At 38.9% G+C, this 15,888-nt stretch carries 14 protein-coding genes; 10 read left to right on the forward strand and 4 right to left on the reverse strand.

What is annotated here, in order from left to right; translation table 11 throughout:
- Window position 1: 1 nt before the first annotated feature.
- Together hisD and hisG are read right to left on the reverse strand one after the other, a co-directional pair.
- Entirely contained in the window at window positions 2-1,300 is a 1,299-nt protein-coding gene (gene hisD, locus H4J70_RS11675) for a histidinol dehydrogenase (protein ID WP_182217521.1), read from the reverse strand.
- Window positions 1,301-1,392: 92 nt separating this feature from the next.
- Entirely contained in the window at window positions 1,393-2,292 is a 900-nt protein-coding gene (gene hisG, locus H4J70_RS11680) for an ATP phosphoribosyltransferase (RefSeq protein WP_070376230.1), read from the reverse strand.
- Window positions 2,293-2,787: 495 nt separating this feature from the next.
- On the opposite strand from hisG, the gene H4J70_RS11685 reads away from it, so the two are divergent.
- The 8 genes from H4J70_RS11685 (at window position 2,788) to fadD (ending at window position 10,547) form a co-directional block, all read left to right on the forward strand.
- The gene (locus H4J70_RS11685) at window positions 2,788-3,144 is read left to right on the forward strand and encodes a hypothetical protein (protein WP_182251190.1); all 357 of its coding nucleotides are present in this window, start codon (window positions 2,788-2,790) and stop codon (window positions 3,142-3,144) included.
- A 97-nt stretch (window positions 3,145-3,241) separates the two neighbouring features.
- Window positions 3,242-5,170 (forward strand): ATP-dependent DNA helicase, encoded by a 1,929-nt coding sequence (locus H4J70_RS11690; RefSeq protein ID WP_182222475.1) that lies wholly within the window; start codon window positions 3,242-3,244, stop codon window positions 5,168-5,170.
- Between the two features lie 21 nt (window positions 5,171-5,191).
- Window positions 5,192-5,917: a tRNA (adenosine(37)-N6)-threonylcarbamoyltransferase complex dimerization subunit type 1 TsaB gene (tsaB, locus tag H4J70_RS11695; RefSeq protein ID WP_182251191.1), complete on the forward strand. Its 726-nt coding sequence runs from the start codon at window positions 5,192-5,194 to the stop codon at window positions 5,915-5,917.
- 66 nt (window positions 5,918-5,983) lie between these two features.
- Entirely contained in the window at window positions 5,984-6,463 is a 480-nt protein-coding gene (locus H4J70_RS11700) for a hypothetical protein (RefSeq protein WP_182251192.1), read from the forward strand.
- Between the two features lie 57 nt (window positions 6,464-6,520).
- Window positions 6,521-7,201 (forward strand): M50 family metallopeptidase, encoded by a 681-nt coding sequence (locus tag H4J70_RS11705; protein ID WP_182251193.1) that lies wholly within the window; start codon window positions 6,521-6,523, stop codon window positions 7,199-7,201.
- Window positions 7,188-7,766: a Slp family lipoprotein gene (locus tag H4J70_RS11710; protein WP_182204073.1), complete on the forward strand. Its 579-nt coding sequence runs from the start codon at window positions 7,188-7,190 to the stop codon at window positions 7,764-7,766. The genes H4J70_RS11705 and H4J70_RS11710 overlap by 14 nt, the downstream gene beginning before the upstream one ends.
- A 5-nt stretch (window positions 7,767-7,771) precedes the next feature.
- Window positions 7,772-8,644 (forward strand): alpha/beta fold hydrolase, encoded by an 873-nt coding sequence (locus H4J70_RS11715; RefSeq protein WP_220470384.1) that lies wholly within the window; start codon window positions 7,772-7,774, stop codon window positions 8,642-8,644.
- 238 nt (window positions 8,645-8,882) lie between these two features.
- Window positions 8,883-10,547, forward strand: coding sequence for a long-chain-fatty-acid--CoA ligase FadD (fadD, locus tag H4J70_RS11720; RefSeq protein WP_182251194.1), 1,665 nt, complete (start codon window positions 8,883-8,885; stop codon window positions 10,545-10,547).
- A 60-nt stretch (window positions 10,548-10,607) separates the two neighbouring features.
- Here the strand turns inward: fadD and H4J70_RS11725 are convergent, their stop codons facing one another.
- Window positions 10,608-11,354 (reverse strand): YciK family oxidoreductase, encoded by a 747-nt coding sequence (locus tag H4J70_RS11725; RefSeq protein ID WP_070376239.1) that lies wholly within the window; start codon window positions 11,352-11,354, stop codon window positions 10,608-10,610.
- Window positions 11,355-11,624: 270 nt separating this feature from the next.
- Here H4J70_RS11725 and H4J70_RS11730 point away from each other — a divergent pair, with 270 nt between their 5' ends.
- Window positions 11,625-14,045 carry a VolA/Pla-1 family phospholipase gene (locus H4J70_RS11730; protein ID WP_182251195.1) on the forward strand — a complete coding sequence of 807 codons (2,421 nt, stop codon included), beginning with the start codon at window positions 11,625-11,627 and terminating at the stop codon, window positions 14,043-14,045.
- Window positions 14,046-14,224: 179 nt separating this feature from the next.
- Window positions 14,225-15,286: a protease SohB gene (sohB, locus tag H4J70_RS11735; protein WP_182217537.1), complete on the forward strand. Its 1,062-nt coding sequence runs from the start codon at window positions 14,225-14,227 to the stop codon at window positions 15,284-15,286.
- Window positions 15,287-15,453: 167 nt separating this feature from the next.
- On the opposite strand, the gene H4J70_RS11740 is transcribed toward sohB, so the two are convergent.
- Entirely contained in the window at window positions 15,454-15,723 is a 270-nt protein-coding gene (locus H4J70_RS11740) for a hypothetical protein (protein WP_070376242.1), read from the reverse strand.
- Between the last annotated feature and the right edge of the window lie 165 nt (window positions 15,724-15,888).

Raw genomic sequence — 15,888 nt, forward strand, 5'->3', positions numbered from 1 at the left:
ATTATTCCTCTAACCTGATGGTTACTGCTCGTTTGTGGCCGTCTAGTCCTTCGGCATCGGTGAGCTCAGTTATACATTCGGCAATATTTAATAAGCCTTGTTTAGTGATCTCTTGCACAGTAAATCGTCGAGAAAAATCGGCCAATGATAAACTAGAAATTACTTTAGAATAACCATAAGTCGGTAAAACATGATTTGTACCACTGGCGTAATCGCCTGCGGACTCTGGCGTGTACTCACCAACAAATATTGAACCTGCGTTGCGTAAGGTTTTTAATAGCTCTTGAGCATTATCGGTTTGAATAATTAAATGTTCAGGAGCATAAATATTTGAAACTTCAACCGCTTGCGACAAACTTTTTACTAAAATCAAACGACTTTGTGTAAGCGCTTGTTCTGCTATCTCTCGACGAGAAAGTACCGCGACTTGTTTGAGTAACTCATTTTGAACGTTAGTAATTAATTCGGCACTGTCAGATAATAAGATAACTTGGCTATCTGGTCCGTGTTCAGCTTGAGAAAGCAAGTCAGCTGCGACAAAGTTTGCTTTTGCATTGGCATCGGCAATAATTAACACTTCAGAAGGACCCGCTGGCATATCAATGGCAAAACCATTTACTTGTTGAGCAAGTTGCTTTTTGGCTTCGGTAACGTATTTATTACCTGGCCCAAATATTTTATTGACCGGTTTTATTGTTTCTGTGCCAAAAGCCATTGCTGCACAACCATGCGCGCCACCGACTGTGTAAATTTCATCAATTTCACATAATTTTGCGGCCACTAGAATTTCGTCAGCAAGGTTACCATTGATATCGGGAGGGCAAACTAAAACAGTACGCGGGCATTGGGCTAACTGTGAAGGTACACCAAGCATTAGTACCGTCGATGGCAAAGGTGCAGAGCCTGCCGGAATATATAAACCAACACTTTCGATTGCTTCAGTTTTTAAGGTACAACGAACGCCTGGGGATGTTTCTACAGTAATGTCGTCACATATTTGTGCTTGGTGAAAGCGCCTGATCTGACCATAAGCCGTTTCAATGGCTTTTAATCTTTTAGTCGACAATGCTGCTCTGGCTGCAGTTATTTGTTCATCAGTAACGGTTAATGTGGTTAGTTTTACACCATCAAATTTTTCCGTTAATTCATAAAGCGCTTTGTCACCATTTCGTTTCACGTTATTTAATATGTTTTCAACTTGCTGTGAAAGTAAACCACTCTCACTTATCGCGGGTCGAGCAAGTGCTGTTTGTTGCTCTCTTTTTGATAATGCTTGCCAATCGATCATTTTATTTATCATTACTTTTAACCTTAATACTTTACTTACCGTGAAAGGTACCCTAGATTTTTGGGATCACAGCCGTGGCGATGCAATCCCAAAGATGACGCGCATTAGCCCATCATTTTTTCAATTGGCATAACTAATATAGAGTTACAACCGAGTGCATTGAGTTTTTCCATTGTTTCCCAAAAAAACGTTTCGGTAGCAACAACATGAACAGCAACTAAATCATCGCGACCCGCTAAAGGTAAGATTGTTGGCGTTTCTTTACCAGGCATTAAGGCACTTACTTCGGCAATTTTATCTTTTGGCGCATGCAACATAATGTATTTGCTTTCTTTTGCTTTCATAACACCTTGGATGCGTGGCAATAAGGTATCAAGAATACTTTGTTTTTCGCTACACAAAGTACTCGCTGTTTGAATAAGCGATGCTTTAGATTTAAAAATCTCTTCTACTTCAACTAAACCATTGGCTTCTAGTGTAGCGCCGGTTGAAACTAAATCACAAATACCGTCAGATAAACCTACTCGCGGAGCAACTTCAACAGAGCCTTTTAATAAACAAAAATCAACATTGATGCCTTTTTCTTTAGCATAACGATTGAGTAGTTGAGGATAAGTCGTTGCAAAACGTAAGCCGTCTAAACTTTTGACGCCCTGATAATCAAAGCCTTCAGGCATCGCAATAGATAAACGACAACCACCAAAATTAAGCTGTGAAGTTCGAATGTATTGAGATTTTTGCCCCATCAATTCACGTTCTAATGCCGCTTCTTCTAGAGTGTTGTCACCAACAATACCTAAGTCACAAACCCCGTCCATCACTAAGCCTGGGATATCTGAGCTACGAACGCGCATTATATCGATAGGCATATTAGCAACATGTGCTAACAAACGTCGATCAGTAACATTGAGTGTTAAACCACAACGTTTGAGTAAGGCTTGAGTGTCGTCACTTAAACGACCTGATTTTTGCATAGCGATGCGTAAGCGAGTTTCTGTAGTCATGTTTGTATTTCCTTTAATAAAGCGTTGGCCAAAATTCTAGTACGTGTATATACAATTTCAAGGCCTATAAAATGCGAAAAACCCCCGAGAGAGATAGACTCTTTCGGGGGTTAAATCTGAGTTATACAACTCGCCGAAAGGTCACAGCCCCTCAGCGAATAAACCTGAGCAGCTAATCGATATGGTGATGATGGCGATGTAATGTGCTTAGGTTAATATTCATATTGTACTCATAGTTTGTTTTGTTATTTAACGAGTAAGTGTCATTCACTTTACACGTTAAATGGGTTAAATAATCTGACGAAGAATTTATTCCGTGACGATTATTCTCTCATGGCTTTTACAGTACTGATTATTTTTATAATGAGCAAGTAATAAATAAACACTTCTTATAAAATAATCGCATAAGGTAATAAAGAATTGTCTAAAATAGTCGATACTTAAGTAAAATGGTCGATACTTAAGTTAAGAGTTTAATAAAAGGACCTATAACTGATGGATATTTTTACCACCGTATTAACACGTGTTGTATCGGTGCCGATTAAACCTGAACGTCTGCGTGTGAAACCACTGACTAAAGAAGCTGCAATTAACGAGCTGACCGATGATTTGGATCATCTTGAAAATCATGAGCATTACGTTGTTTTAGCTAAAAAAGATTCTGATAAAAAAGAACATCAGCAAAATAAAAAGAAGCATCAATCAACGTCTGCTGTGATTGCCGATACTATTGTGGATAACACCCATGATGACACCGATAACGTGATCACTCATAAAGATGAACTGACTCACCCTAAGAAAAATCATGATGAACCCGATGAAGATATCACTCATTTGGATATTTTTGTTTAAGTTTTTTACTGGGCAACTCGCTCATTAATCGAATGTATATTTCTCTCTGGCTTTTTATTCTTTATACTGGTGGCAATATTTATCAGTAGTATTTTCTATGACCCTAGTTGAACAAGCATTTTCACCCTCAGGTATTCTCGCTAAAGTACTGAACGGCTATTCTCCTAGGCAGGCGCAAATTGATATGGCGATAGATGTTGAACGCGCCATCTCACAAAAGAGTTGCTTAATTGTAGAAGCGGGCACAGGAACAGGAAAAACCTTTGCTTACTTGATCCCATCTTTACTCTCTGAAAAAAAAGTCATTATTTCTACCGGCACTAAAAACTTACAAGAACAGTTGTTTCATAAAGATATACCGCTTATTCGTAATGCTATGGCAACGAATACGCAGATTGCTCTATTAAAAGGGCGGGCCAATTATCTGTGTATATATCGCCTTGAACTTTATGTAAAAGAGCGTGGTCAGCTAGATGCGGCAATGTTGACAGATTTTGTCAAAATTCGTACCTGGGCAACGTCGACTCGCAGTGGTGATATTGGCGAAATAGTCGATGTCGCTGAAGATTCTGGCATTTTTCCTTTTGTTACCAGTACCACAGATAATTGCTTGGCAAAAGATTGTCCTAACTTTGACGACTGTTACTTAGTGCAAGCTCGAAAAAAAGCGATTGATGCGGATGTTTTGGTTGTTAACCATCATTTGTTTTTTGCTGATATGGCCTTAAAAGACACTGGATTTGGTGAACTTATTCCCAAAGCAGATGTGGTGATTTTTGACGAAGCCCATCAAATACCTGATATCGCCAGTGAATACTTTGGTGACGCTTTTTCTACTAAGCAAATTCTCGATTTATGTTCTGATGTTATTCAAATATACAAAACAACCTTAACCGATGTGAAACAATTAGGCAGAGCTGCAGAGAAGTGCCAAAAAGCGGCACAAGAATTTCGTTTACTCTTTTTTTATGATCCTGAACGCGGCAACTGGCGAGAAAAATATGCCCAGCCAAGGTTTCAACAGGCCTTTGCTGCACTAAAAACAGATTTAGACTTTCTCTATCAAGTGATCAAGTTATGCATTTCTCGTAATGAAGCCATTGATAATTGCTACGATCGTGCCGTGGACATACTCGCGAAATACGACATTATGGCAAACGTTGATATCGATGGTATGAGCTTTTGGTATGAAACAACACGGCGGCATGTGGTCTTACATTTAACACCATTGAGTGTCGCCGACAAATTCAGTGATTATATTGCTAAGTCTGAAGCGGGTTGGGTTTTTACCTCAGCTACGTTGGCGGTAAATGGTGGCTTTGATCACTTTTCTCAGCAATTAGGTTTAAATATAGCGAAAACGAAAGCAGCGACCTTACTTGTTGATAGCCCGTTTGATTATCAATCGCAGTCACAGCTAATTGTACCGCGCTATTTACCTGCTGCTCAGCACCATAGTCGAGCACTAGCACTCGCTGAATTAGCGATACCGTTAATAACAGCAAGTAAAGGAGCTTGCTTTTTATTATTCACTAGCTATCGGATGTTAAACCAAGTTGCAGATATCTTAGCGGAAAAGATTGAATCACCCTTATTAGTGCAAGGGCGAATGAGTAAAGGACTTTTGTTAGCCGCTTTTATTGACAACCCACAAGCGATTTTATTAGCAACCGCCAGTTTTTGGGAAGGAGTTGATGTTAGAGGTGACAAATTAACTTGTGTCATTATAGATAAACTTCCTTTCGCTTCACCCGATGACCCGATGTTGCAGGCGCGCTGTGAAGATGTTCGACGGCGCGGAGGTGATCCTTTTGCTGAAATCCAATTACCACAAGCTGTTATTGCATTAAAACAAGGCGTTGGTCGTTTAATTCGAGATGTTACCGACCAAGGTGTCATGGTAATATGTGATGATAGATTAGTGAATCGTCCTTATGGCGAAGTTTTTTTAAAAAGTTTACCTATGATGAAACGCAGTCGAGATATTGAGCAAGCGAGTGAATTTCTTACTTCACTATCAGAGTAATAGTTAATTTAAATAGTAATAATGATAAGTATTAGAGAGAATAATTTGAATTTTTTGGCAATAGACGCTTCAACGGAAGCATGTTCAGTAGCATTAACGTTTAACGACCAAACGATCAGTGAATTTGAGCTAGCACCACAATCGCATAGCTTAGTGTTACTGCCGATGATTGACCGCTTACTTAAAAAAGCCGACATAACGTTAGCACAATTAGATGGGCTTATTTTTGGACAAGGACCGGGAAGTTTTACCGGCGTTCGAATTGGCGTTGGCGTCGCACAAGGCTTAGCTTTTGCTGCTGATTTAAAAGTTGTTGGGGTATCAACCCTGCAGGCTATGGCTCAACAAGCTTACAGTCGGCACCAGCAAGTAGAGGTTATTGCAACGATTGATGCTCGTATGTCAGAGGTTTATGCGGGCTATTATCGATTAAATGAGCAAGGTATTATGGAAGCTGCGCTGCAAGATACCGTATTAGCACCTGAAAAATTAGCTGAGTATTTGAATGAGTCTTTAACTGAAAATCAGCAGGTCTATGGTGTAGGAACTGGCTGGGACGCTTATAAAAATAAACTTGAGCCTTTAAAAATTAATGCGGGAACACCAGAGATACTTTTTCCTAATGCGGAAGAACTACTAGAAATTGGTCAGTATTACTTTTCTCAAGGTAAGGCGGTTAGTGCTGAAAACGCTCAACCGGTTTATGTACGTGATACTGTTTCATGGAAAAAGCTACCGGGTAGGTAATCGATTTTATTTAAGTGAAAATACAAAAAGTTTTGTAATTTGGCAAAACTTTGGTAAATTTAAACTATGCAAATAAATAGTACGAGTTCGTACACGCCCCAATCAAGCGCATCGTTGTCGGTTGATAATCAAAATCAGGTTGCTGAGCAACGTGATCGCTTTCGTGTCCAACAAATTGAGCAAAGTACAGGGCAAGCTGAAAAAACCAACAAAGACAGCACGCAACAAACCCAAGAGCAAGACCAACAAGCGAGTCAAGTTGCACGTTTTGATATCGATGAGCAAGCACTTGCTTTAGTCGAACAAGCTCAATTTGAAAATCAGCAAGCACAACCCAACTCAAGTGCATCACAAACCGTTTCAGCAAGTAATATTTCTTTTTCAGGCCAAACTAACCAGCAAGTCGGCAATAAAAATAATAGCCAAGCAAGTTATGACAGCCCATCAAAGCAAAACCAAACCGCAATTGCAGCATATTCTTCAGTAGATAATATCGCTCAACGTGAAAATATTCAGCAGGTATTTGGTATCGACTTACTTGTCTAATTAACACTAGCCGCGTTTTGTCACATATTCTTCTTTTATCATAATGAAAAATAATCCATGAATAGTAAGTCTTCGTCCTTTTTGAAAAAATATCACTTTTGGTTAATATTGATTACCGCATTAATTATTAGCCAAATCCCCATTGTTTCAATACCTTTCAAATGGCTTGAAAGTTATTTTCATGAAATCAGCCATGGCCTAGCTGCGCTCTTTACCGGGGGGACTATCGTACAAATTCAATTGTTTTCTAATGGGGCAGGGCTATGCACAACTCGTGGAGGAATGAATTTTTTTATTAGCTTTATGGGTTATGCTGGCGCGGCGTTATGGGGAATAGGGATTTACTTTATCGCGAGTATGCACCAACGGGCAGCACAAATACTAAGTGGTATTATCGCATTATTGTTACTAATCACTTTGATTTTTTGGGCGAGAGATATTTTAACGCTAATTATTATTAGTGTTTTGTTAGCACTCGTTTTATTGAAATTTAAATATAAAAAATTAAGTTACTTACAGACAAGTTTGCAAATAACAGGGGCAATTATTTTACTTAACAGTGTAAAAAGTCCTTGGTACTTGGTTGATGGACGAAACTTTGGCGATGGTGCTGCATTAGCACAACTCACTGGCATACCTGAATTTTTATGGGTCGTTATATGGTTTAGTATTGGTGTTGGTGGTATTGTTTGGTTAGCGAATATATCTAGAAAAGGTAAATATGATGAAAAAACGTAATATAATCTTAATGCTACCCTTATGGGTAAGTGCAATATTTATAAGTGGCTGTTCATCAGTTCCAGAAGCATTGCAGGTACCTGATAATACGGTATTAACAGACTTTGTCGTTGTTCGAGATAATGCTAATACAGAACAAGGAAATGCGGCTCGCTGGGGTGGCGTTATTGCAAAAGTAACCAATAATGCGAACAATAGTATGTTAGAAATTGTTCACTTTCCGTTAAAGTCATCAGCGATACCTAAGCAAGGTAATGAAACGTTGGGACGTTTTCGTGTTTATTTTTCAGGTCTACTCGATCCCGTTATTTATAAAGAAGGTCGCAGTATAACTGCATTAGGCACTGTCGCCGCTTCAGAAGAAGGGAAAATTGGCGAGCACGAATATAATTATCCGGTCCTAACCGCGACAAAAATACACTTGTGGAAAGAAAAAAAGCAAGTCGATGTGCGCGTTATCCATAATCCATTTTGGTCGTCTCCTTCTTTCTGGCAGCCTCGCTATTCCAATTATCCAAGAAGAGTTGTAGTGAGAAAAGCACCAGCGCCTGTTAAAAAGAAATAGTCACCTTGCGTATCCCCGATAACGTCGAAGAGGTGAGTTTTAACTTAGGTGAACTCACCCTGACTGGTCTAGCTTGTGGTGACAAAAACGACGAGCTAGTCTTGTGTCTACATGGTTGGTTAGATAACGCGGCTAGTTTTTTACCTATGTTACCTTACTTTAAAGGTAAGCGTGTTATCGCCATAGATTGGCCGGGGCATGGCTTATCGTCCCACAGAAGTACTGATGCCCATTATCATTTTATCGATTACGTTTATGATTTGTTATTGCTGTGGGAAGTAAATCACTGGCAGAAAGTTGATATAGTTGCCCATTCAATGGGCGGAATGATTTCATCAGCATTCTCAGCCGCTTTTCCTGAAAAGGTTAAGTCATTAACCTTACTTGATTCAATTGGCTTTATTAGTGGTGAAGCTGAGGAAGCGACCGAGCATTTACGTAAGGGGCTGTTAAGTCGTTTAACGTGCAATCAACAATTATCGCCTTCAGCAAAAAAGAAAAAATTTCACCCCAGTTTAGATTCTGCAATTAAGGCTAGAGTACAAGTGTCTGATTTAAACTTTCAACAAGCAAAATTATTGGTTGAACGGGGGATTATTGAAGATGGTAATGGCTTTATTTGGCGAACTGACCGTCGTTTAAGGAATACATCCCCGTATCGGCTGACGTTGGCGCAAGCAAAACAGTTTATTGAAGATATTACAATTCCTGTGCAATTAATTTATGGTGACAAAGGCTTGTCATTTGTACAAACTGGTTTGAAAGAATTTGGTCCATTGTTTGATAACTTTATTAGCTATAAATTAATTGGGGGACATCACTTCCATATGGCTGATCCTGAGCAGACTAGTAGACATATTTTAGAGTTTATTGGCTGATTTTTTCTAAATGTTACCGTTTATAAAGAGAAAACGGTAAACGTGGCTAAAATTTATAGACATCAGACCAGTAATCACGTAAAAAGAAAATTCAAACATCCGTTTTAAAAAATAAAAATTCATTCATATAGAGTAAAATGACGATATCGATTAAAAAATAATACGTAAAATATAAAAGTATTAATCGAGTAAAACCAATAATCGTCTACAGTTAAGCTATTATTAGAGGAGTCGCAAAGTGCAACAAACGCAAAAAATTTGGCTTGAAAAAAGTTATCCACCCGGTGTCCCATTTGAAATCGATGCAGATAAGTACTCCTCGTTATCTGATATGTTCAATAAATACGTTGATATTTATGCCGAACGCACTGCCTTTATTAATATGGGCGCAGAAATCAATTACCGAGATCTAGAGATACAATCAAAAGCGTTTGCTGCTTATTTACAAAATGATTTAGGTTTAGTTAAGGGCGATAAGTTTGCCATTATGGTACCTAATTGTTTGCAGTATCCTATTGCATTGTTTGGTGCTTTACTTGCTGGTTTGACCGTGGTTAATGTTAACCCGCTATACACGGCCCGTGAACTCGAGCATCAATTGAAAGATTCAGGCACTAAGGCAATGTTAATCATTGAAAACTTTGCTAGTACCTTAGAAAAAGTCATTGATAATACCTCAGTTGAACATGTCATTCTTACTTCATTAGGCGACCGACTGGGTACTGTAAAAGGTGCGCTAGTTAATTGTGTGGTCAAATATGTTAAAAAAATGGTACCAGCCTTTAAATTATCAAACACCATTAGATTTAATAAAGTTGTCTCTCAGGGGATGCTCAAAGCTTACACGCCAGTAGAACTTTGTGGTGAAGATCTTGCGTTCTTGCAATATACCGGTGGTACAACAGGTGTTTCAAAAGGGGCTATGCTGACCCATCGCAATATGATTGCGAACTTATTACAAGCAAAAGCCGCAATAAAGCCTTTGATGGAAGATGGCAAAGAACTCGTGGTCACCGCATTACCGCTTTATCATATCTTCGCATTAACGGCTAACTGCCTAACCTTTTTAACGTTAGGTGGTACCAACTTATTGATCACCAACCCTCGTGATATGCCTGGTTTTGTAAAAGAGCTGGCTAAATATCCTTTTACCGCAATTACTGGCGTTAACACTTTATTCAATGGCTTATTAAATACTCCTGGTTTTAAAGACCTTGATTTTAGTACGTTGAAAATGTCGCTTGGCGGCGGTATGGCAGTGCAACGTTCTGTGGGTGAAGCATGGGAGCGTGTCACAGGCACACGTTTATTAGAGGGCTATGGCTTAACTGAGTGTGCACCTTTAGTAACATTATGTCCTTATGATCAAAAAAGCTATAGTGGCAACATTGGTTTACCGGCGTCATCGACAGATATACGCATCATTAAAGATGATGGTAGTGATGCTGAGATTGGTGAACCAGGTGAGATGTGGGTAAAAGGTCCACAAGTCATGAAAGGATATTATCAGCGCGAAGCGGACACGGCTGAAATTCTAAAAGAAGGTTGGCTGGCGACAGGCGATGTAGCTCTTATGGATGATAAAGGTTTCTTTAAAATTGTTGACCGTAAAAAAGATATGATTATCGTTTCAGGCTTCAATGTTTATCCTAATGAAATTGAAGAAGTGGTCATGATGCATGAAGGTGTATTAGAAGTCGCTGCTATTGGTATAGATAATGACGCAACAGGTGAAGCGGTCAAGATATTTGTTGTGCTTAAGGATAAAACATTAACGGAAAAAGATCTGATTAAACATTGTCGCGCCAATTTAACCAGTTATAAAGTACCGAAGTATGTTGAGTTTCGAGATGACTTACCAAAAAGCAACGTAGGTAAAATTTTAAGAAGAGAGTTACGATAATTCTTAATTGATAAAACATAAAGGCTGTGAGTTTATTCTTACAGCCTTTTTTTTAGCTCTTTATTTTGCTTTTTGTGCGTTCACTCGTTGGCCATTAACAGCCAAACTATCACTCGTCATTAAATACACATAGGCTGGCATTATATCTACCGGTTTTGCTGAATCGTTTTCATGTTCTGCTGGGTAGGCAGTGTTACGCATATTAGTGCGTGTTGCGCCTGGGTTTATCGCATTTACACGTAACGTGGTATTTTCGTATTCGTCAGCAATAACTTGCATTAACCCTTCTGTTGCAAACTTTGAAACGCTGTATGCCCCCCAATAAGCTTTACCACTATTACCAACACCAGAGGTGGTAAAGACCAATGACGCATGATCACTGAGCAGTAATGCAGGGATTAACGCTTGAGCCATTAGATGCTGAGCCGTGACATTAACTTGCATTACATCTTGCCAAATTTGTTGATGTATCTGCGTGTAAGGTGTTAACTCACCTAGCATTGAGGCATTGAGTAACGCGCCATCAAGTTTACCAAATTGATTAACAATGGTCGCGGTCATATCTATGTAGTGCTGTTTGGTCGCACCCTTTAAATCAAGGGGGATAATGGCAGGTTCAGCGGAACCTTGTGCGATGATTTCGTCGTAAACTGACTCTAATTTAGCGGTTGTTTTTCCTAATAAAATAACCGTAGCACCTAATTCAGCATAGGTTAATGCCGCTTGGCGACCAATACCATCGCCTGCGCCGGTAACTAAAATTATTTTATTGGCTAAAGAATTTGCTGTTATTTGGTAATTAAACATAGTATCAATACAAATTATTTGAAGGTAAATAAGGCAGTAATTCTACTACTTTGACCTATTGACTGACGAGTAATATTTAAAAGTTTTAGCTAAAATGTTAGTTAAAGTTATAATAAAAGAAGAAACCGCTAGCACTTAGGCAGTTCTTACGGTAAGTTTAACTGGTCGAACAAGTTAGTTTTGTGAGCTACGCTTCACGAAATTACAGATAAATAAAAAATAAAAGCATAAAAAGCTAAATAATATAAAGCTCGTCTGTGGGGAGATAAAATGAAAAAGCTCGTACTTAGTGTTGCTATTGCCAGTGTTCTTGGACTAACGGCATGTGATGATGAATCAATTAAAGATGTTCAAAATGAAGTGGTTGAAAACGGCAGTGCCGTAACACCAACCGCTCGTGTTAAATTTAATCCAAGTGCGGGTGCTGCCGGACTTTCTATTCCGAATGACTTGATTTTTTCTGGTACCGTTGACGGTACGTTAGAAATTCCTGTTGCAGATCCAACTGATGGTTCAGACCCTTTTGTAGCCATTAGTGCACTGGACGGTTGGTCTATTTCTCAGCCTTTTCCTCTTGGAATTGAATTCCCAGCGGGTACATCTTTAGATGCCGCTAGTGCTTCTGAACCTGCGTCGGTAAGAGTCTTCGAAACAATTATGGGTGGTGATGCGAATGACAGTGATTGTACTGCTGTAACTCGTGGCCTTGCCTGTAAAGTTGTTGGTGAACTTGTGTTCATGCAAGATTTTGTTACGCAAAAATCTGGCGATAATGTTTTATTTATTCCGATTCAACCGCTTAAAGCAGAAACGACCTATGTTATGGTAATGACGAACAATCTTCGTGATAACAATGGTAAAGCTATTGCGGGTTCAACTACCTATGAATTAGCACGTCAAGATATTAATACTTTGCCACTAGGCAATGCATCGCAATTAGGTTTGCAAGCTGCAATTAATAGTTATGAGGCTGCTGTAGTCGCAGCAGGGGTTAGCAGTGATACTATTGTTTATACCGCTGCAATGACAACACAATCAACGACGCGTGTATTAAGCACGGTTAAGTCTTTGATGGCTGCGGGCGTACCTCAAATGGTTGCTAATGCTCAACAAGGAATCCCAGCAATTGGCGTAGCCGATACCGGTATTTCAGTTGCAAACGTATTAACGGGGTTAATTCCAGAAAGTTTGATCCCATTATATTCAGCAGCAAACTATATTCGTGGTTCAATTACACTTCCTTATTACTCAGCTGTACCTTCTGCCGAAAACCCATTAGCTCCTGTTAATGACTGGTGGCGTGCACGTTGTGATTCTGGCGCTACACTTGCTGGCTTAGCAGCAGCAAACCCAGGGGCGATCCCTGCTGATGCGTTAGATGCAAATGATGGTTTTTGTATGAATTTTGGTTTACGTGATTTAAGCTCAAGCGAAAATCCAGGATTAGCCACTCTTGATACTGAACGTAATTTAACTAAGTTTAACCCTATTCCAGCAACAAGCGCGATGATGCCAATAGATGTGCAAATGACTACCCCTGATTTAGCTTGGGCTAACCCAGTGCGTGCAAGCATGGGCTTACCGGCATTAGAAATGCCTGAAAATGGTTGGCCAGTAGCGATTTTAGTGCATGGTATTAATTCAATAAAAGAAGAAATGTTACCGATCACCGGTATATTATCGGCATTTGGTATCGCAACTATTGCGATTGATCAGCCGTTACATGGTAGCCGTGGTTTTGATTTAGACGGTGACGGTACTGATGAAATTAGTACCAATGAAGTGTCGATATTACACTATATTAACTTAGGTAATATGCTAACCATGCGTGATAATACTCGCCAAAGTACGGCTGATTTATTAGGTTTGCGTTTAGGCATGAACTTTTTAGGTGGTGCTGACAGCGATGGTAACCCAATTAAAATTGATAGCAGTAAAGTACACCTTCTAGGACATTCATTAGGTGGTATATATGGTATGAATGCTGTTGGTTTAGCTAATACCGAACTAAATCCACAAATTGATGGATTATTCAAAATTGCTAGTACTTCTTTAGCTATGCCAGGTTTAATGTTAGCTAACTTTGGTATAGATTCGCCAAGATTTGAAGGTACAGTTAAATCTAATTTAACCTTACAGTTGTCGCCTGGTTTTGCTGCAGCAGTTGCCGCAACATTACCTGCTGATTATACTCAAACCGAACTAAGTGCTTTCTATTTTGCTTTCTATGATGGTTTATCTATTGAGCAAAAAACAACACTAAATGCTGGTTTTGCGCAGTTTACTTTTGCATCACAAACGGTAACTGAATCAGGTGATCCTATAGCTTATGTTCAAACATTAGCAGCAACACAAACGCCTACTCATTTAATTGAAGTTGTTGGTGATGGTGCTGATAATCTTTCAGACCAAACAGTGACTAACAGAGCTCCGTTTACCCCTATGGGTGGCACTGAACCTGCAATCGCTTTATTGGGTCTGCAAAGTGTTAGTGAAACAACTGAAGGTTCTGGTGTAGTGCGATTTCTTAATGGACACCACAGTTCAATACTAGATCCCCGTGCCTACCCAGCTTCACCTGACGCTGCGTTAAGTGCTAGAGCAACACAAGAGATGCAATCTCAAGTAGCCGTTTTCTTTGCGACTATGGGACAATTAATTCAAGTAACAGATACAGGTGTTGTTAAATAACTTTAGCAATAACTAAAAAAACCCTCTTAGGAGGGTTTTTTATTGCCTTTTTATTGCCTTTTTAACTTATTAACTTTATTTATTTGCAATATGCCCCATATAGCTAATAGATAAATTTAAATATTAGCCTCAAGTCAATAAACGATTTAGACATATGAGGTTAATAACAGGAGAATGTATTGGAATTTTTGTATGAGTACGGGTTGTTTTTAGCTAAAGCGATCACCTTAGTTATTGCTATTGTCGCAATTGTCACGGTTATTGCTTCTTCAGCGATGAAACCCGCCGGTAAAAAAGGTGAGTTAGAGCTTAATGACTTATCTGAAGAATTTATCGATGTTGAAGAAGATATTATTCATTACCTCTTATCAAAAGAAGAATTAAAAGAAAAAGATAAGAAAGATAAGAAAGCAGCGAAAGAAAAAGCTAAAGCCGATAAGAAAGCAGCAAAATTATCAGCCGATAATGAAGGTACTATAGTTAAAGCTGAAGCTAGGATTTTTGTTGTTGATTTTAATGGTAGCATTGACGCAAGAGAAGTGAGTGCACTACGTGAAGAAATATCAGCAATACTAACGGTTGCAACCCCTGAAGATGAAGTGTTTTTACGTTTAGAAAGCGGTGGTGGCATGGTTCACGGTTATGGCTTAGCAGCTTCACAACTTGACAGACTTCGTCAGCATAATATCCCGTTAACTGCATCAGTTGATAAGGTTGCGGCAAGTGGTGGCTATATGATGGCATGTGTTGCCAATCATATTATCTCTGCACCGTTTGCAATTGTTGGCTCAATCGGTGTTATTGCGCAAGTTCCTAACTTTCATAAACTGCTCAAGAAAAACGATATTGACTACGAACAATTTACTGCCGGCGAGTTCAAACGTACAGTGACTATGTTTGGTGAAAATACCGATAAAGGTCGTGAAAAGTTTTCTGAAGAATTAGAAGAAACTCACTTACTCTTTAAAGACTTTGTTCGCGAACGTCGTCCAAGTTTAGATATTGATAAAGTAGCAACAGGCGAACATTGGTTTGGCAGTACCGCGAAAGAGCTTGGTTTAGTTGATGAAATTCAAACCAGTGATGATTTCCTTCAGTCTCGTAGTAAGTCGCACAAAATTATTGCTTTAAGATACGTAATGAAAAAAACCTTAGCGGAAAAGTTTTCAAAAGCGGCATCAATGTCTGTTGATTCTATCTTTAGTAAACTTTGGCAAAATAATCGTATATTTCCAAGTTAACGCATGCGTTTTGAGTGAATAAGAGCTAAAAAAGGATGCTAATGGCATCCTTTTTTGTTTCTTTTCGCTGGGTTATTATAGGTTATTATTTAATTATCCACTTTAGAGAAGTTCTAGAGAAACTTCCGTAAAAGCTTTTAAAGTATACCTATAATTAAGATAAGCGCTTACTCAGCAATCAATAGTGACTTTTCAAAGTCACGCGTAGACTTTACTTCTTTATCGCTTATTTGTGTCACTGGCACGTTAATATCAGCTGTTGCTAACATGGTGCTAAAGGTACTCAATTTCATTGAATCAGCGAGACTTTTTTCAGCCGCTAATGTTATTGAAAATTCAGCGACTGTTTCTACTTCTACCAATTCTATGGCTTGAACTTGTGCTACCATCATGGTTGCTGCTACTGTTAATATTGCTACTTTATTAAAAAATTTCATAGGGTCACCCTTAAATTAAACGTTATATCCATATAGATGTTCTGGGACCTTTTCTTACTTAATTCTTGAATATGGGTTGGGAATCACATTCAATAGCTAGCCCAATATGTTTGGGATAAAGATGAAGTCCTTCATCTATGAAACGAATTCTACGTTAACTCTGGT

Source organism: Colwellia sp. BRX8-9 (assembly GCF_014077245.1).
Taxonomy (GTDB): Bacteria; Pseudomonadota; Gammaproteobacteria; order Enterobacterales; family Alteromonadaceae; genus Colwellia_A.